This is a genomic window from Actinomadura sp. NPDC000600 (assembly GCF_040492135.1).
GTDB lineage: Bacteria > Actinomycetota > Actinomycetes > Streptosporangiales > Streptosporangiaceae > Spirillospora.
The window spans coordinates 112,362-128,715 of sequence record NZ_JBEUPD010000010.1 but is presented as its reverse complement, the minus strand read 5'-3'; the positions used below and the strand labels follow the sequence as shown (position 1 = coordinate 128,715).

General features: G+C 71.8%; 17 protein-coding genes and 3 tRNA genes. 16 read left to right on the top strand and 4 right to left on the bottom strand.

Features of this window, described 5'->3' with window-relative positions:
* Positions 1-150: 150 nt before the first annotated feature.
* The gene (locus ABWI07_RS17055; protein ID WP_353819092.1) at positions 151-798 is read right to left on the bottom strand and encodes a class F sortase; all 648 of its coding nucleotides are present in this window, start codon (positions 796-798) and stop codon (positions 151-153) included.
* 753 nt (positions 799-1,551) lie between these two features.
* Between ABWI07_RS17055 and ABWI07_RS17050 the strand changes: the two genes are divergently transcribed.
* Positions 1,552-2,280 carry a PP2C family serine/threonine-protein phosphatase gene (locus ABWI07_RS17050; protein WP_235036822.1) on the top strand — a complete coding sequence of 243 codons (729 nt, stop codon included), beginning with the start codon at positions 1,552-1,554 and terminating at the stop codon, positions 2,278-2,280.
* A gap of 56 nt (positions 2,281-2,336) precedes the next feature.
* Here ABWI07_RS17050 and ABWI07_RS17045 read toward each other — a convergent pair whose 3' ends face one another.
* A complete protein-coding gene (locus ABWI07_RS17045) occupies positions 2,337-3,368 on the bottom strand; it encodes a hypothetical protein (RefSeq protein WP_149259640.1) in 1,032 nt (343 codons plus the stop codon).
* Positions 3,369-3,447: 79 nt separating this feature from the next.
* Here ABWI07_RS17045 and ABWI07_RS17040 point away from each other — a divergent pair, with 79 nt between their 5' ends.
* The 10 genes from ABWI07_RS17040 (at position 3,448) to ABWI07_RS16995 (ending at position 10,240) form a co-directional block, all read left to right on the top strand.
* Entirely contained in the window at positions 3,448-4,575 is a 1,128-nt protein-coding gene (locus ABWI07_RS17040; protein WP_353819091.1) for an acyl-CoA dehydrogenase family protein, read from the top strand.
* Between the two features lie 80 nt (positions 4,576-4,655).
* A tRNA-Thr gene (locus ABWI07_RS17035) sits at positions 4,656-4,728 on the top strand.
* Between the two features lie 424 nt (positions 4,729-5,152).
* Positions 5,153-5,226: transfer RNA gene (locus ABWI07_RS17030), tRNA-Met, on the top strand.
* 118 nt (positions 5,227-5,344) lie between these two features.
* Entirely contained in the window at positions 5,345-5,509 is a 165-nt protein-coding gene (rpmG, locus tag ABWI07_RS17025; RefSeq protein ID WP_067466611.1) for a 50S ribosomal protein L33, read from the top strand.
* Between the two features lie 497 nt (positions 5,510-6,006).
* On the top strand, positions 6,007-6,444 hold the full coding sequence (locus ABWI07_RS17020) for a MaoC family dehydratase N-terminal domain-containing protein (protein WP_149259638.1): 438 nt from the start codon (positions 6,007-6,009) through the stop codon (positions 6,442-6,444).
* Positions 6,444-6,869 carry a MaoC family dehydratase gene (locus ABWI07_RS17015; protein ID WP_149259637.1) on the top strand — a complete coding sequence of 142 codons (426 nt, stop codon included), beginning with the start codon at positions 6,444-6,446 and terminating at the stop codon, positions 6,867-6,869. The genes ABWI07_RS17020 and ABWI07_RS17015 overlap by 1 nt, the downstream gene beginning before the upstream one ends.
* A gap of 101 nt (positions 6,870-6,970) precedes the next feature.
* A complete protein-coding gene (locus ABWI07_RS17010) occupies positions 6,971-8,038 on the top strand; it encodes a UDP-N-acetylmuramate dehydrogenase (RefSeq protein ID WP_149259636.1) in 1,068 nt (355 codons plus the stop codon).
* A 240-nt stretch (positions 8,039-8,278) separates the two neighbouring features.
* Complete coding sequence (locus ABWI07_RS17005; protein ID WP_149259635.1) at positions 8,279-8,860, top strand: TMEM165/GDT1 family protein; 582 nt, start codon at positions 8,279-8,281, stop codon at positions 8,858-8,860.
* 78 nt (positions 8,861-8,938) lie between these two features.
* Positions 8,939-9,640: a GntR family transcriptional regulator gene (locus ABWI07_RS17000; RefSeq protein ID WP_200841902.1), complete on the top strand. Its 702-nt coding sequence runs from the start codon at positions 8,939-8,941 to the stop codon at positions 9,638-9,640.
* Positions 9,641-9,667: 27 nt separating this feature from the next.
* Positions 9,668-10,240, top strand: coding sequence for a TetR/AcrR family transcriptional regulator (locus tag ABWI07_RS16995; RefSeq protein ID WP_353819090.1), 573 nt, complete (start codon positions 9,668-9,670; stop codon positions 10,238-10,240).
* Positions 10,241-10,370: 130 nt separating this feature from the next.
* On the opposite strand, the gene ABWI07_RS16990 is transcribed toward ABWI07_RS16995, so the two are convergent.
* On the bottom strand, positions 10,371-11,483 hold the full coding sequence (locus tag ABWI07_RS16990) for an adenosine deaminase (protein WP_149259633.1): 1,113 nt from the start codon (positions 11,481-11,483) through the stop codon (positions 10,371-10,373).
* 236 nt (positions 11,484-11,719) lie between these two features.
* On the opposite strand from ABWI07_RS16990, the gene ABWI07_RS16985 reads away from it, so the two are divergent.
* The 3 genes from ABWI07_RS16985 to ABWI07_RS16975 all read left to right on the top strand — a co-directional run bounded on the left by ABWI07_RS16985 (position 11,720) and on the right by ABWI07_RS16975 (position 14,198).
* Entirely contained in the window at positions 11,720-12,700 is a 981-nt protein-coding gene (locus tag ABWI07_RS16985; RefSeq protein ID WP_160160923.1) for a hypothetical protein, read from the top strand.
* 232 nt (positions 12,701-12,932) lie between these two features.
* On the top strand, positions 12,933-13,442 hold the full coding sequence (locus ABWI07_RS16980) for a SigE family RNA polymerase sigma factor (RefSeq protein ID WP_149259631.1): 510 nt from the start codon (positions 12,933-12,935) through the stop codon (positions 13,440-13,442).
* 3 nt (positions 13,443-13,445) lie between these two features.
* Entirely contained in the window at positions 13,446-14,198 is a 753-nt protein-coding gene (locus tag ABWI07_RS16975; protein WP_149259630.1) for a hypothetical protein, read from the top strand.
* Positions 14,199-14,391: 193 nt separating this feature from the next.
* Here ABWI07_RS16975 and ABWI07_RS16970 read toward each other — a convergent pair whose 3' ends face one another.
* On the bottom strand, positions 14,392-15,603 hold the full coding sequence (locus ABWI07_RS16970) for a pyridoxal phosphate-dependent aminotransferase (RefSeq protein ID WP_149259629.1): 1,212 nt from the start codon (positions 15,601-15,603) through the stop codon (positions 14,392-14,394).
* A gap of 267 nt (positions 15,604-15,870) precedes the next feature.
* On the opposite strand from ABWI07_RS16970, the gene ABWI07_RS16965 reads away from it, so the two are divergent.
* A tRNA-Trp gene (locus ABWI07_RS16965) sits at positions 15,871-15,943 on the top strand.
* Positions 15,944-16,075: 132 nt separating this feature from the next.
* Complete coding sequence (gene secE, locus ABWI07_RS16960; RefSeq protein ID WP_149259628.1) at positions 16,076-16,330, top strand: preprotein translocase subunit SecE; 255 nt, start codon at positions 16,076-16,078, stop codon at positions 16,328-16,330.
* Positions 16,331-16,354: the final 24 nt, after the last annotated feature.

Sequence of the window (16,354 nt, the reverse complement as noted above, 5' to 3'; positions counted from 1 at the left end):
GGGCCTCCCCAGGCCGTCGGGGACGCAAGGTGTCCCGAACCAGACGTCCGTCGGACCTGGGACGTGCCGCCGGGCGGCGCCGGGCTGGTGAACCGGTGGCGTCCGGGCCGCGGACGGGACCCTTCGGGCGCTTCGTGGGCGGGACGCATGTCAGCGGGCCTCCGCGGAGCGCACGAGGTGGCCGAAGGCGATGACGTTGTCGACGTAGTGGCCGGTGGCGCGGTCGAAGCGTCCGCCGCAGGTGATCAGGCGGATCGCCGGGTAGCCGGGGTCGGAGTAGACGCGGCGGGTGGGGAAGCGGTTTTTGCCGAACCGCTCGACGGAGTCGATCCGGAAGACGGCGGTGCGGCCGTCGGCGCGCAGCACGCTCGCCTTGTCGCCGGGGCGCAGCTCTCCCAGCCGGTAGAAGACGGCCGGGCCGCGGGTCGAGTCCACATGCCCGATGACCACCGCCGCGCCCCGGCTGCCGGGGGCGGCGCCGAGCCGGTACCAGCCGGCCTCCTGGGCGCGGCTCAGCGGCGGCGTCTCGACGGTCTGGTCCGGGTTCTTGGCCAGCTTCATCAGCGGTGTCCGGACGTCGATCCGCGGCACTTCGAGGCGGAGCGGCGCCGCGGGCGGCAGTGCCGCCGCGGTCGCGGGCTCGGCCGGTCGGGACGCGTCGGGAGACGGCATCGGCGGAGCGTCGGCGACCGGGTCCTCCCGCCATGCGTGGAAGGCCATGAAGGCGGCCACGAGCAGGGCGGCCGCTCCCACGGCGACGGCGGCGAACACGCGCGCGCGTTGGCCACGATGCGTCACGGGCCGCTCTCTCCTTCACCGTCAGGGGTCGGGGGTTTCGCCGGGGAGCGCGGCGACGATCGAACGGTAATGGGTCAGAGTTAACGTTTCGGTCTATTGGGGGATGAAGCTGCAGGTGAACGGTATGTGACGGTTGAGGTGGTCTGGTCGCACGGGAGTCATTGGACCTGTCAGATGCGCGGTCGGACTGCCGGGCTTGCGGACCACGAACATCCCTGGACGATTCTCGATTTCGGCGCATGACCTGGGAAAACGTGGCGCGGACGAAGGTGGGGCGCTCCTGCGGGGCGGCGTGGGTCGGTCGATGCAGACGCCGTCGCCCCGACCGATGGATACAAAGATCACTGTCCGAAAGCGGCCCCCTGGCTCGCCGAAAGATGATCTTCCCAGGTCAGCGGCATGATGGCGTGGTCCTGCCGCCGCGACCGAAATCCAGGCCCGGAGTGGACCACGCTCCCTGGCGGGCCGGACTTGGCCCCCGCGCCATGTCAACGCTCTGTAGTGAAGACGCTCGTGCCGCGTCCCCCTCGCGTCCCCCATGTCCCTCCGGCGTCCCCCTGCGGCGCCCTGCGGCGCCGACGGGGAGGCGCGCGGACGAGGCGGTTCTTCGCCGACCACCCCGAAACGGTCACGCCAGCGGAAGGGCGGGCGACCACATCAGGTCAGGCGCGGGAACCGGGGGTGAGGGAATTGGTCTAGCGGCCCGTTGCGGGCGGGTCAGCGGGTAGACCTGCATCCGTGCAGGTGAGTTATGTGAGTGAGGCGACGCCGGGACGGGAGAACGAGGACTTCGTGGCGGCAGGCCCCGGATGGGTGGTCCTGCTGGACGGGGCGACGGCGCCGAACGGGGTGGACAGCGGATGCCGGCACGACCCCGCGTGGCTGGTGCGCAGGCTCGGCGGGCGCATCGCGGCGCTGCTGGCGCTGGAGGACGGCAAGCCGCTGCCCGACCTGGTCGCCGAGGCGATCAAGGTGACCGGGGAGGCGCACACGGACACGTGCGACCTGGAGAATCCGGACAGCCCGTCCGCGACCGTGTCGCTGCTGCGGCGCCGCGGCGGGGCCGTGGAGTGGTACGTCCTCGCCGACTCCCCGATCGTTGTGGACGTCGGAGAGATCAGGGTCTTCCGGGACGACCGGGTCGACCATCTGCCGAGCTACACGCTGGAGGGGGTGCGGCGGTCGCGCAACAGCCCCGGCGGCTTCTGGGTGGCGAGCACCAGACCGGAGGCCGCCTACGAGGGGCTGACCGGTGAGGTGCCGGTCGAGGGGCTGCGGCGGGCGGCGGTGCTGAGCGACGGCGCGTCCAGGCTCGTGGAGCGCTTCGGCCAGATGGAGTGGGACGACCTGCTCCGCCTCCTGGACGAGCAGGGGCCGCGGGAACTGGTCAGGAGGACCAGGGCCGCGGAAGCATCGGCGCCCGCGGCCCGCGGTAAGCGATACGACGACGCCACCGCCGTCTTCGTGCGCTTCGACTCCTGACCGAAGCACCGGCCCCCGCGCGAGCCCCGTCCTCAGCGCGTCGGGGCCGCTCTACCTCAGCGCGTCGGGGCCGCGATGTGGGGCCACCAGGCGTCGAGGTCCTCCGGCAGGTGCATGCCGTCCACGCGGAGGGTGGCGGGCATGAGCGGGAAGCGCCGCCCGGCCGGGAACGTGCGCTCGTAGGGCGGCGGATCGATCACGACGACGCGGGTGCCGTTCACCACCGGGATGTCGGCCGGGACGCCCTCGTTCCAGATCCACTCGCCGTGCGCGTCGACGAGGTTCCACGGGCTGGAGATGATCGGCCGCCCGGGCGGGACGTCGGCGTTCAGGAAGCAGGCGATGATCTCGGGAGCGGGGCGGTCGCCGGTCAGCCCGCCGGGCCGCCCGATGAGCGCGCCCGCCAGCAGGACGTGCAGCTGGAAGTTGTCGCCGATCCCGCCGATGGTGACCGTCCAGCCCTTGCGGCTCGCGCGGTCCAGGATGAGGAGGCGCTCGCCGTCCAGGACGCGCAGCAGCGCCTGGTAGTGCTCCATCTGCCCGAGGTACTGGGCGGCCTGCCCGGCGGCGAAGGCGCAGAAGTCGCGCTCGGCGATGCCCGCCCGCACCGAGGGCCCCATCTGCAGGACCGTGCAGCCCGCCATCGCGAACTGCGGCAGCGCGAACCACGACATCATCGCGGTCACGGCGCCGTCCCCGAGGTGCGGCTCGACGGTGTCGAAGACCTGCTGGGACGGCTGCTCCTCCTGCATGTCCGGCGGCGGCTTTCCGCCGGCGGCCTGGTCCCACGCGTTCGCGAACGCCAGCGCGGCGGCGGTGACCTCCGAGATGCGGTGGACGAGCGGCGCCCCGACGGGGCCCGGGTCGGCGCCGTTCTCGATCCAGGCGCCGGTGACGACGGCGAGCCAGCCGCCGAGGTTCGGGGGCGCCTCGGCGACGCCCTCGGCCAGTCGGGGCAGGGCGGCGGTCATCTCGGCGGGGGAGGCCGACTGGGACGCCTGCATGAGCTGCGGCAGGAGGTCGCCGAAGGCGCGGTCCTCGACCACCGCGGCCCGGACGATCCGGTCGACGAGAGGCTGAAGCGACATGATCGTTAAGCCTGGCACATCGGGCGGGACGAGAGAGAACCCGAGCACCATCTTGGAATCTGATTCTAGAATGGCGCGCATGGAGCCACAGGATTTCGCCGACGTGCTCAAGGCCGTCCGCAGCTTCGTCCGCGAGCAGGTCGTCCCGCGCGAGGAGGAGATCGAGGAGACCGACGCGATCCCGGAGTCGCTGCGGCGCACGTCCCGCGACATGGGCCTGTTCGGGTACGCGCTCCCCGAGGAGTACGGCGGGCTCGGCCTGTCGCTGAGCGAGGAGGTGCGGCTGGTCTTCGAGCTCGGCTACGCCAGCCCCGCGTTCCGCTCCATGTTCGGCACCAGCAACGGCATCGCCGGTCAGGTCCTGGTGAACTCCGGGACGCCGGAGCAGAAGGACGCCTGGCTGCCCAGGCTCGCGTCCGGCGAGGTCATCGGGGCGTTCGCGCTGACCGAGTCCGAGGCCGGGTCCGACCCCAGCACGCTGATCACGACCGCGGTCCGCGACGGCGACGGTTATGTCATCGACGGCGCCAAGCGGTTCATCACCAACGCGCCCGAGGCCGACGTCTTCATGGTCTTCGCCAGGACGGGCGGCGCCGGCTCGCGCGGCATCTCCACCTTCCTCGTCGAGAAGGGCGCGGACGGGCTGCGGATCGGCCCGGCCGACCAGAAGATGGGCCAGCGCGGCGCCCACACGGCCGAGGTGTTCTTCGACGGCGTGCGCGTCCCCGCCGACGCCATGGTCGGGACGGAGGGGACGGGCTTCCGCACCGCGATGGCATCCCTCGCCCACGGGCGGCTCAGCATCGCCGCCGTCTGCGTGGGCCTCGCCCAAAGGATCCTGGACGAGACCGTCGCGTACGCGAAAGAACGCAGCCAGGGCGGCAGGACGATCGGTGAGTACCAGCTCGTCCAGGGGCTCATCGCCGACTCGCAGACCGAGCTCTACGCGGGACGCTCGATGGTCCTGGAGGCGGCCCGCGCCTACGACGCCGGAGAGGACACCAAGCTCGGCCCGTCCTGCGCCAAGTACTACTGCTCGGAGATGGTCGGACGGGTCGCCGACCGCGCCGTCCAGGTCTACGGCGGCATGGGCTACATGCGCGGCGTCGCCGTCGAGCGCTTCTACCGCGACGTCCGGCTCTTCCGCATCTACGAGGGGACGAGCCAGATCCAGCAGCTCGTGATCGCCCGCAACCTGCTGCGCTGACCAGCGCCGACACCGGTGAGGGAATCCGGTTCGCACCACGCGCCCGGGCCGTGTATGGTTTCACTGCGCGAACGACGCAGGCCCCTTTAGCTCAGTCGGCAGAGCGTCTCCATGGTAAGGAGAAGGTCTACGGTTCGATTCCGTAAAGGGGCTCACGGCATCCCGGCCGCCATCCGCACTCCGGACGGCGGCCTTCGTCGTTTCCGGGGCAGGGCTGTGTTTCACAGCGCAGGGCTGTTTCCGGGGCAGGGCCGTTTCACAGGGCAGGCTCTTTCACAGGGCAGGGCCGTCGCATGGCGCAGGGCCCTTTCAAGGGGCACGGCCGGTTCAGGGGAGCAGGGGCAGGGCTGTCACTGTCCGGGCGCAGGCCGTCCTGATTCGCTCCCTACCTGGGCTTGTGGTACCGTCCCACCGGTTCCAGCAGGACGTTTCGCAGATCGTCGGCTCACCCGGTAACCTGGGAGGCGGTCCCGCGGAGCCCGCGGAACCGATTCCCCGATCCTCACCCGGGTTTTCGTGTTTCCAGGGCTCGGTGCGCATCCGGTATCCTGTCAATCCGGTCCACACCGACCATCACGGCGGGGTAGCTCAGTCAGGCAGAGCAAGCGGCTCATAATCGCTGTGTCGCCGGTTCAAGTCCGGCCCTCGCTACTACCCAGGTCTCTCACCCCCACCCCGGGGGTGAGCAGGCTGGGTCGAATCGCCGGCCGCCCCCTGGGACGGCCGAGGTCCGAAAGTCCATGTCCCTAGCTCAGAAAGGCACTCCATCGTGGCTGCCACCGACGTCCGGCCGAAGATCACGCTGGCCTGCCAGGAGTGCAAGCACCGCAACTACATCACGCGGAAGAACCGGCGCAACGACCCGGACCGCCTGGAGATCAAGAAGTACTGCCCCAACTGCAGGACGCACCGTCCGCACAAGGAGACGCGCTAACCGAGGTCCGGACGGAGAAGTACTGCCCGCTGTGCTTCAACACGGGGCCAGGACGCACCGTCCGCACAAGGAGACGCGCTAACCGAGGTCCGGACGGAGAAGTACCGCCCGCTGTGCTTCAACACGGGGCCAGGACGCACCGTCCGCACAAGGAGACCCGCTAACCGAGGTCCCGGACGGAGAAGTACTGCCCGCTGAAAGCAGGGCCAGGACCCGCCGTCCGCACTGGGACACCCGGTGGCACGGACTCGCAGTCCGCACCGGGAGACCCGTCCACGGCGCGAGTCCGCCCCCGCAGACTTCTTCGCATGCTTGCCCTGACATGATCAGCCCGTTCTCGCAGTGAGACCCGCGAGGACGGGCTGAACGTCGTTCTGTTACCGTCCGTCCGAAGAGACGGAACCAGCGCGCTCAGAGGGCGCCCGGGCACCGCGGACGGCGGGAAGTGCGGCCGGCGGCGGCTCCGGAGCCCTGGTCCACCTGGAGGGACGGACTGCATGGCACTCAACCGTGATTTCATCGGGCGGACCTTCCCGCCCAGCGACCCCTACGAGGTCAGCCGGGTGAAGATCCGCGAGTTCGCGGACGCGATCGGCGACCGCAACCCGCTCTACCGCGACCAGGAGGCGGCGAAGGCGGCCGGATACCCCGACGTCATCGCGCCGCCCACCTTCCCGATCGTGGTGTCCCTCGGCAACCCGGGCCTCGCCGACCCCGACCTCGGCCTCAACTACGCGATGGTCGTGCACGGCGAGCAGCGCTTCGAGTACACCCGCCCGCTGCGCGCCGGCGACGTCATCACCTGCACCTCGACCATCACCGAGATCCGCTCGATCGGCAACAACGAGAAGATGGTCGTCGAGACCGAGGTCGCCACCGTCGAAGGCGAACTGGTCTGCAAGTCCTACAACACGATCGTGGAGCGGGGTGCCTGATGACCGCCAAGGTGAACTACGCCGACGTCGAGGTCGGAACCGAGATCCCCGCGCAGACCTACGCCGTCGACCGCGCGAACCTCGTCATGTACGCGGGCGCGTCCGGCGACTTCAACCCCATCCACTGGCGCGAGTCCGTCGCCAAGGCCGTCGGCCTCCCGGACGTGATCGCGCACGGCATGTACACGATGGCGCAGGGCGGCCGGTACGTCACCGACTGGGTCGGCGATCCGGGCGCCGTCGTCGACTACGGGGTACGGTTCTCCTCTCCGGTCGTCGTCCCCGACCAGGGCGGCGCGACGCTGGAGATCAGCGGCAAGGTGGAGGAGAAGCTCGACGACAACAAGGTCGTCGTGGCGCTCACCGCCAGGTCCAACGACCAGAAGGTCCTCACGCGCGCCAAGGCGGTCGTCAGGCTCGCCTGAGCGCGGCGGCACACCGGCCGGGGCCGCCCCGGCCGGTGCGCAGGCCACCGGACGAGGGCGGGCCGCCCGGCGGCGCGGGGGCGGCAGGAGGGGGAGACGACGTGGCGGTGTTCGCCGAAGACGTGAACCTGGCCGGATACACCACGCTGCGGCTGGGCGGGCCCGCGCGGCGCTTCGTCGAGGCGACGACCGAGGCCGAGCTGGTCGCCGCCGTCCGCAAGGCCGACGACGAGGGCGAGCCGGTCCTCGTGCTCGGCGGCGGCAGCAACCTCGTGGTGTCCGACGACGGGTTCCCCGGCACCGTCGTGCACGTCGGGACCCGCGGCACCGAGCGCGTCGCCGCCGAGGGCGGCAAGGTCCTGCTCCGCGTCCAGGCCGGCGAGGACTGGGACCCGTTCGTCGCCCGCTGCGTCGCCGACGGGCTCGCCGGCGTCGAGTGCCTGTCCGGCATCCCCGGCCGCGTCGGCGCCACGCCGATCCAGAACGTCGGCGCCTACGGGCAGGACGTCAGCGAGACGATCGTCGAGGTCCGCGCCTACGACCGGGAGGCGCGCGCCTGCGTCGTCCTCGACCGCGACGCCTGCCGGTTCACCTACCGGCACAGCGTCTTCAAGGGCAACGACCGGTACGTCGTCCTGGACGTGACATACGCGCTGGACGAGGCCGAGGAATCGCAGCCCATCGCCTATGCCGAACTCGCCCGGAAGCTGGACGTCCGGCCGGGGGACCGGGTCACGCTGAAAGAAGCCCGTGACGCCGTCCTCGAACTGCGGCGAGGCAAAGGCATGGTGCTGGACGCGACCGACCCCGACACCCGCAGCGCCGGATCGTTCTTCACCAACCCGATCCTCGACCCGGACCGGCTCGCCGAACTCGAACGCCGCGTGGCCGAACGCCTCGGCCCGGACGCGACGTTCCCGCGCTACCCCGAGGCCGACGGCCGGGTGAAGACGTCCGCCGCCTGGCTGATCGACCGCGCCGGATTCACCAAGGGCCACGCGCGCGGCCCCGCCAGGATCTCCACCAAGCACACCCTCGCCCTCACCAACCCGGGCGGCGCCGGCACGGCCGACCTGCTCGCCCTGGCCCGCGAGGTCCGCGACGGCGTCCGCGACGCCTTCGGCGTCGAACTGGTCAACGAGCCCGTCCTGGTAGGCGTGACCCTCTAACCCCAGCCCCGCCCACGCAGCCGCGAGTGCGGCGTCGGGCGGGGTTGGTAGGGTGGGCGGCGTCGAGGGGGAGTAGTCCCAATCGCGTGGTCGACATGCTGGCGCCGCCGACGGCGCCCGGTCACGCGGGCCCGATCCACATCGCGGCGGACGAGACCTTCGGCCTGGCAGTCATGCCGGGCCGAGGTCGCGCGCGCGAGCCCCCGCCCTTCGCCCGGCAGCACGAGCGAAAGGGATCAGGTGTCCGCCTTCCTCATCAGCCTGGCCGTGATCTTCGTGGCCGAGCTGGGCGACAAGAGCCAGCTCATGGCCATGACGTTCGCCACGCGCTTCCGCGCGCTCCCGGTGCTGATCGGCATCACGGCCGCGACCGCGATCGTCCACCTGGCGAGCGTCGCGCTCGGCGCGGCCCTCGGCGCCGCGCTCCCCACCGGCCCGATCTCGATCATCGCCGGCATCGCGTTCCTCGGCTTCGCGCTGTGGACGCTGCGCGGCGACGAGCTCGACGACGACGAGCGCGACAAGGCGCGGCGCGCCACGGGATCGGCGATCCTCGCCGTCGGCGGGGCGTTCTTCCTCGCCGAGCTGGGCGACAAGACGATGCTCGCCACCGTCACCCTCGCCGCCGACCACGGCGGCCTCGCCGGACTGACCGGCGTTTGGCTCGGCTCCACGGTCGGTATGGTCGCCGCCGACGCGCTCGCCATCGTCGTCGGCCAGATGCTCGGCCGCAGGCTGCCCGAGCGCGTCATCAAGTACGGCGCCGCCGCCGGGTTCGCCGTCTTCGGCGTCCTGCTGCTGATCGAGGGCATCACCGCGTGACCCGGCGGGAACAATCCCTCCAGGGCCCTTGAGGAACCGCGGGGCGCGCCGCGGCAGGGCCCGGACTGGAGTACGACCGTGGTCCTTCCCGCTCCCCTCCCCCCTCCCCGGCAGGCGCTCGGCACGCGGCTCCAGCTGAGCGACGAGGCCGCCGCCCGCATCCGCGAATTGATCATGGACGGGCGGCTGCGGCCCGGCGAGCACCTGCGGCTGGAACGCCTCGCCATGGAGTTCGGGATCAGCGTCACACCCGTCAGGGAGGCGCTGAAATCGCTGCGCAGCGAGGGCTTCGTCGTCCTGGAGCCGAGGCGCGGGTTCGTCGTCGCGCCGCTGTCGAAACGCGACGTCCAGGACCTGTTCTGGGTTCAGGCGGGCATCGCCGCGGAACTCACCATGCGCGCCGCACCCCGCATCGGCCCCGACACCCTGCGGCGCTTGGACGGCCTCCAGCACGCTCTGGCACGCGACAAGGCCGCGCACCGTCCCGACCTCATGGAGGAGCGCAACCATCTCTTCCACCGGGAGATCAACCTGGCGGCCGAGTCGCCGAAGCTCGCCTGGTCGCTCGGCACGGCCGCCCGCTACGTCCCGCGCGGCCTGTACGGGCGGCTCGCCGACTGGCCCGGCGTCGCCGTACGCGACCACGGCCGGATCCTGGCGGCGCTCCGGGACGCCGACGCCCGCACGGCCGGCGAGGAGATGCGCGCCCACATCGTCCGGGCCGGAGAACTGCTGGTCGCCCACCTCGAACGGCGGGGCCTGTGGCGCCCGCCCCCATGATCGTCGCGAGTCACTACCGTGGACGGCATGAGCCCGAGGATGAGCGCCGGTGCGCGCCGCGAGCTGGCGGTCCGGGCAGCGATGGCCGAGTTCGCCCACGGCGGCTACGACGGCACGTCCACCTGGACGATCGCCCGCCGCATCGGCGTCTCCCAGCCCTACATGTTCCGGCTCTTCCCGTCCAAGCACGCGCTCTTCCTCGCCGCCGCCGAACGCTGCTTCGACGACATCGAGCACCGCCTCGCGGAGGCCGCGCGAGGCCTGCGCGGCAGGGACGCCATGGCCGCGATGGAACGGGCGTACCTCCGGCTGCCGCGTGAGGAGCCCGCCCTGCCGCGCCTCCAGTTGGGGATCCACGCGGTCGCCGTCCGGGATGAGGAGATCGCCGCGCTCGGCCGGATCCGCTGGGCCCGCCTCTGGCGCCTCGTCGGCGACCTGTCGGGGGAGGGACCCGACGCGGTCGCCCGGTTCATGGCGGACGGCCTGCTGGTGAACGTCATGACCGCATTCGGCGCCCCACTCGGCCCCGACCTGCCCCGCGCGATGGCGGCCTGGTCGGAAGGCCTCCGCGGCGGAGACCCCGACCGCCCGCCCACCTGACCCCGGCCCCTCGCGTCGGCCCGCCTCGATCACTGCGAGCCCTCATCACTACGAGCCCTCGGTCCTGCGCGGCTCTGATCGGCCACGATGTGGCAGGCAGGTGAAGTGGGCCGGGACTTCGAGACGCAGGCTAGGCGGCGAGCCAGGCGTCGATGCCTGCCAGGAGGCGGGTTCGGACGTCGTCCGGGGCCGCCGAGGCGCGGATCGACTGCCGGGCCAGCTCCGCCAGTTCGGCGTCGCTGAACGCGTGCGCGGTGCGGGCCAGCTCGTACTGGCGCGCCAGCCGGGAGCCGAACAGCAGCGGGTCGTCGGCGCCGAGCGCGATCGACGCGCCCGCCTCGAACAGCCGCCGCAGCGGGACGTCCGACGCGGTCGCCGCCACCCCGAGGCCCACGTTCGACGCCGGGCAGACCTCCAGCGTCACGCCGCGGTCCACGATCCGCTCCAGCAGCCGCGGGTCCTCCACGGCGCGGACCCCGTGCCCGATCCGGTCGGCCTCCAGCGTCTCCAGGCACTCCCGGACGCTCGCCGGACCGAGCAGCTCGCCGCCGTGCGGGGTCGACAGCAGCCCGCCGCGCTTGGCGATCCTGAACGCGCCCTCGAAGTCGTAGGCGCGGCCCCGCCGCTCGTCGTTGGACAGCCCGAACCCGACTACCCCCTTGCCCGTGTACTGGACGGCGAGGCGCGCGAGGGTCTTGGCGTCCAGCGGGTGCCGGGTCCGGTTCGCCGCGATCACCACGCCGATGCCGACGCCGGTCGCCTCCGACGCCTGGCGCGCCGTGTCGAGCACCAGCTCCACGGTCGGCGTCAGCCCGCCGAACCGCGCCGCGTACCCGCTCGGGTCGACCTGGATCTCCAGCCAGCCCGACCCCTCCGCGGCCTCGTCCTCGGCCGTCTCGCGCAGCAGCCGCCGCAGGTCGTCCGGCGTCTGCAGGACCGAGCGCGCGATGTCGTACAGGCGCTGGAACCGGAACCAGCCGCGCTCGTCGGTCGCCTGCAACCGGGGCGGCCAGTCCTCGACGAGGGCGTCCGGCAGGTGGACGCCGTGCAGGGCGGCGAGCTCCACGAGCGTGGAGTGCCGCATCGAGCCGGTGAAGTGAAGGTGCAGGTGCGCCTTGGGCAGCAGGGCCACGTCCGGGCGGGCGGGACCGCGCGCGGGCGCGGGCTCCCGGCGGTCCGTGATGGAACGGTCCGGCGTGGAACGGTCCTCGGCCGGACGGGCTGAAACGGTACGGGCCTCCATGACCCAATGTTGCCGGATCATCGTCCTCCCCGAACGCCCGCCCCCGCAGGATCACCACACCGGACTACCTCGCATGACACGCGGCGGCCATCACGCCCATGGGCATCCCCGAAAAAACTTTGGAATCGCGTGCAACCCCCTCCGGGCACCGTGCGTATACGAGGGGCGCCAGAGAGAGACAGGCACCCCTGAGCAAGACCCCCCGAGCAAGACCCCCGTGCAGAAAGGGATTCACGATGATCACGCTGAAGGCCGCCTTGATCGCAGCGTCCGCCATCGGGACCGTGGCCGTGGGCGGCGGCGCGACGTGGGCCATGACCGGCACCCACCACGAGGCCGGCCTCCAGTCGCACGGCTCCAAGGCCCCCGCCGTCGAGCGCAAGCTCCAGGACGCCGCGCCCAAGACCGCCCCGACGTGCCTCCCGGCGAAGTCCGATCTGCCGAAGGTCCCGGCCGACGGTGTGAAGAAGCAGGTCGAGCAGCACCTCAAGCAGCACCCGGTCACCAAGGACCTGCCGCAGGGCCAGCTGCCGAAGACGGGCCTGCCGAAGACGGAGCTGCCGAAGGCGGGCGTCCCGAACACCGAGGTCCCCGGCGTGAAGGCCCCGGAGGGCAAGAACCTGCCCGGCGTCCCGGCCAAGCCCGGCGTCCCGGCCGTGCCCGGTGTGCCCGCCAAGCCCGGCGTCCCGGCGGACCTGCCCACCTGCGCCCCGTCCACCGGCGACCTGCCCGCCGGCACCAAGGCCAAGCCGAACACGCAGGTGCCCGGCGCGCCCGCCAAGCCCGCCCTGCCCGCGCTGCCGAAGCTCGACTGCAGCACCCTGAAGCCCGTCGTGAAGGTCGGCGGCACGGTCGAGAAGACCGTCATCGCGTCGAAGGGCCTGCGCTACGTGTCGGCCGTCCCCGGCTCCGCGGAGCTGCGCAAGCAGCAGGTCTGCGCCGTCACGCAGAAGTGGACCGGCAAGGCCGGCCAGTGGCTCACCGTCGAGACGCTGAAGACCCGCGCCGGCATGACGCAGGAGCAGCTGCGGCAGGCGCTCGGCCTGCCCGAGGGCGGCACCCCGCTGACCGTCGCCGGCGTGGCCGCCTGGCAGAGCCCGAACGGCAACGGCGTGCTGCTGTTCGACCCGAACGGCTCCTCGCTGTTCGTCAACGGCAGCCCGGTCGTGGCCGGCGGGCTGAAGGACGTGGCCGCCGCCCTGCGCAAGACCGGCTGACACCCGCAGGGAAGCCGTGACGCCGGTAACGATGCGGAGACCATTAGTGACAAAGCGTAGAAACCGGTAACACAAGGCGACAACGTCAACACAGCAAGGCCATCAACACAGCAAGACCATCAACAGCAGCACCAGAACACAACACAGGCGAGGGATGGGCGGCCCAGGCGCGGAGGCCGCCCATCCCCGACCAGACAAACTGCCGGAACCGCTCTAGCCGGGACGGAGCACTGTGGGGCGTCGAGACGACGAGTCGTTCGTGGAGTTCGTGGCGGCACGCGGCGATGCCCTGCTGCGCACCGCCGCACTGATGTGCGGGGCCCGGCAGGACGCCGAGGACATCCTGCAGACCGCGCTTGAAAAGGCCTACCGCCACTGGGGACGGCTGGAACCCGACAGCGATCCCGAGCCCTACGTCCGCCGGATCCTGGTCAACCTGGTGATCAGCCGGTCCCGGCGGTGGAAGGTGCTCCGGGAGATCCACATGGCGAGGCTCCCGGAGACGCCGACCGTCTCGCCCAACCACTCCGTCGAGCTGAGAGGGACCCTGATGGACGAGTTGCGCAAGCTCGGCCCGCGGCAGCGGGCGGTGCTCGTCCTGCGCTTCTGGGAGGACCTGTCGGAAGCGGAGACGGCACAGGCTCTCGGCTGTTCGGTCGGAACGGTCAAGAGCCAGGCGTCCCGGGGGCTCGCCAGGCTCCGGGAACGCCTCGACCGGAACCTGGCGCCACTGGGGAGATGAGCGATGGATCTGGAGAGTGAACTGCGGAAGGCCATGGCCGAGCAGGTGGCCGGGGCGACCGCGTCACAGTCGCTCGTCGCCGACGTCAAGCGCCGCCACCGCCGCCGCAAGGCCCGCGTCCACGCGGCCGCCGGCGTAGCGGCCGCCTCGGTCGCGGCCCTGGCCCTCGTGCCCACCTATCAGTCGTTCCGGGCCACACCGGCCGGCGACTCCGAGACGACCCGTCCCAGCAACACCGTCTCGGCGTTGCAGCTGCCGGAGCGACCTCCCGCCTCGGGCGTCCCCGGGTCCCCGTCCCCTAAGGGGACGTCCGAGGCGGGAGCCTCCCAGAAGCCGCAGGAGCACGGCTCGTCCGGCGGCGGGCACGCCCCCTCCAAGCCGGGGGTGCCCGGCGCCGTCGGCAAGCTGCCGCAGTGGATCACCTATCTGCCGGCCGGCCTGGCCTCCACCGGCCCGTGCGATGTCGCCCGCAGCGCCGGCCGTGAGACCACGACGTGCACGTGGCGCGGCAGCGGCGGCTGGGTGGAGATCGCGCTCGTGAAGGGCGACGGGCTGACCGGACCGCAGGACCTGATGCGCGCTCCGGGCGTCCCCGGCCACACGTCCGTCCACGGGATGCCCGCGCTGACCGGGGACCGCCCCGACTCGGCGCGGCAGATCTCCTGGGTGGCGCGGTCCGGCGTCGGCGTCACCGTGACCGCCGCCGGAACGGCGAAGGACCGGCTCATGCGCATCGCCGAGGGCGTGCGCCCCTGAACTCCGTCCGGCGGGGCGTCCCACGGCGGAGAGGGGCCGTGCGTGAGACGTCCGCCGGACATCCTGGTGACGGGCCCGGCGGAGGTCCCGTCCCACGCGAAACCGGCCCCGGGATTTGTGCACCCGGGGCCGGTTTCGTGTAATGCCAGCTCGTGTTCGGACGGGTCGTCCGCGCAGGTCTCGCGCGGGAAGGTCAGCTCGCCTCGGACAGCAGCTTCGCGACGCGCGAGACGCCCTCGACGAGGTCGTCGTCGCCCAGCGCGTACGACAGGCGGAAGTACCCGGGGGTGCCGAACGCCTCGCCCGGTACCAGCGCGACCTCGGCCTCCTCCAGGATCAGCGACGCCAGCTCCACCGACGTCTCCGGGCGCTTGCCGCGCAGCTGCTTGCCGAGCAGCGCCTTGACCGACGGGTAGGCGTAGAACGCGCCCTCCGGCTCGGGGCACACCACGCCCGGGATCTCGTTCAGCATCCGCACGATCGTGTGCCGGCGCCGGTCGAACGCCTTGCGCATCTCCGCGACCGCCGACAGGTCGCCGGTCACCGCGGCGAGCGCGGCGGCCTGGGAGACGTTCGCCACGTTGGACGTCGCGTGCGACTGCAGGTTCTGCGCGGCCTTCACCACGTCCGCCGGGCCGATCAGCCAGCCGACCCGCCAGCCGGTCATCGCGTAGGTCTTCGCCACCCCGTTCAGGACGAGCGTCCGGTCGGCCAGCTCCGGCACCACCACGGGCATCGAGTGGAACTCGGCGTCGCCGTACACGAGGTGCTCGTAGATCTCGTCGGTGACGACCCACAGGCCGTGCCCGTCGGCCCAGCGCCCGATCGCCTCGATCTCGTCCCGGCTGTAGACCGCGCCCGTCGGGTTGGACGGCGACACGAACAGCAGCACCTTCGTCCGGTCGGTGCGGGCCGCCTCAAGCTGCTCGACGCTCACCTTGTAGCCGGTGGTCTCGTCGGCGACGACGTCCACCGGCACCCCGCCCGCCAGCTTGATCGACTCGGGGTAGGTCGTCCAGTACGGCGTCGGGACGATGACCTCGTCGCCCGGGTCGAGCAGCGCCGCGAACGCCTCGTACACCGCCTGCTTGCCGCCGTTGGTCACGAGCACCTGCGACGCCTCGACCCGGTACCCGGAGTCGCGCTCGGTCTTCTCGGCGATCGCGGCGCGCAGCTCGGGCAGCCCGCCCGCGGGCGTGTACTTGTGGAAGCGCGGCACCCGGCACGCGGTCACCGCGGCCTCGACGATGTAGTCGGGCGTCGGGAAGTCGGGCTCGCCCGCGCCGAACCCGATGACCGGGCGGCCCGCCGCCTTCAGCGCCTTGGCCTTGGCGTCGACGGCCAGCGTGGCGGACTCGGATATCGCGGCGATGCGCTTGGAGATGCGAGGACGGTCGATGCTCATACCCCTATCGTTACAGACGGCGCACCAGGACCCGCAGCCATATATCCGAGCCGGTCGGACGGGTCGTCGCCGCGACGTCGCCGCGGCGTTCCGGGATCTCCGGGATATCCGGTTCGACGCGGGCCCCTCCGGCACGTAGACTCCTCCTCCAAGTGACGTGTCACCGGTATACGAGCCTGTCCGCACGCGGGCACCGATGAGGCCGTAAGCTGGGACCCGGCACCGCCCGATCCCATGGTCGGGTTTTCTCCTTAGCCGGAGAAGTGAAGGGCAGTGGCTCAATTGGTAGAGCTCCGGTCTCCAAAACCGGCGGTTGGGGGTTCGAGTCCCTCCTGCCCTGCGAGGTGCGGTGCGCGCACCCGTGCCGGCCGCGCCATGGCGGCGCAATGGCCCTCCGTGGCACTCCGCGGCACGGGACCGCGCGGCAACCACAGGGTGGTTGGATCACGACCTATGAGGTGAACGGCGGCAAATGGCGACTGAGACTCGCGACGAGCCCGAGGCCAAGGACGAGGGCAAGGGCAAGAAGAAGTCCCCCTCCAGGAGGACCTCGCCCGCGCTCTTCGTGCGCCAGGTCATCGCCGAGCTGCGCAAGGTCATCTGGCCGACGCGGCGCGAGCTGATCACCTACACGACCGTCTCGCTGGTGTTCGTGCTGGTCATGGTCGCGCTCGTCTCCGGCATCGACTACGGGCTGCAGAAGGGCGTCTACGAGCTCTTCGGCTGACGCCGCACGACCCGGGCCGGGTGC

What these genes read in the sequence shown, in the direction of transcription:
- ABWI07_RS17045 (WP_149259640.1), bottom strand. Translation starts at nt 3,368, where the DNA reads ATGTCGCTTCAGCCTCTCGTCGACCGGATCGTCCGGGCCGCGGTGGTC.
- ABWI07_RS17040 (WP_353819091.1), top strand. Translation starts at nt 3,448, where the DNA reads ATGGAGCCACAGGATTTCGCCGACGTGCTCAAGGCCGTCCGCAGCTTC.
- ABWI07_RS17020 (WP_149259638.1), top strand. Translation starts at nt 6,007, where the DNA reads ATGGCACTCAACCGTGATTTCATCGGGCGGACCTTCCCGCCCAGCGAC.
- ABWI07_RS17015 (WP_149259637.1), top strand. Translation starts at nt 6,444, where the DNA reads ATGACCGCCAAGGTGAACTACGCCGACGTCGAGGTCGGAACCGAGATC.
- ABWI07_RS16995 (WP_353819090.1), top strand. Translation starts at nt 9,668, where the DNA reads ATGAGCCCGAGGATGAGCGCCGGTGCGCGCCGCGAGCTGGCGGTCCGG.
- ABWI07_RS16990 (WP_149259633.1), bottom strand. Translation starts at nt 11,483, where the DNA reads ATGGAGGCCCGTACCGTTTCAGCCCGTCCGGCCGAGGACCGTTCCACG.
- ABWI07_RS16985 (WP_160160923.1), top strand. Translation starts at nt 11,720, where the DNA reads ATGATCACGCTGAAGGCCGCCTTGATCGCAGCGTCCGCCATCGGGACC.
- ABWI07_RS16975 (WP_149259630.1), top strand. Translation starts at nt 13,446, where the DNA reads ATGGATCTGGAGAGTGAACTGCGGAAGGCCATGGCCGAGCAGGTGGCC.
- ABWI07_RS16970 (WP_149259629.1), bottom strand. Translation starts at nt 15,603, where the DNA reads ATGAGCATCGACCGTCCTCGCATCTCCAAGCGCATCGCCGCGATATCC.
- secE (WP_149259628.1), top strand. Translation starts at nt 16,076, where the DNA reads ATGGCGACTGAGACTCGCGACGAGCCCGAGGCCAAGGACGAGGGCAAG.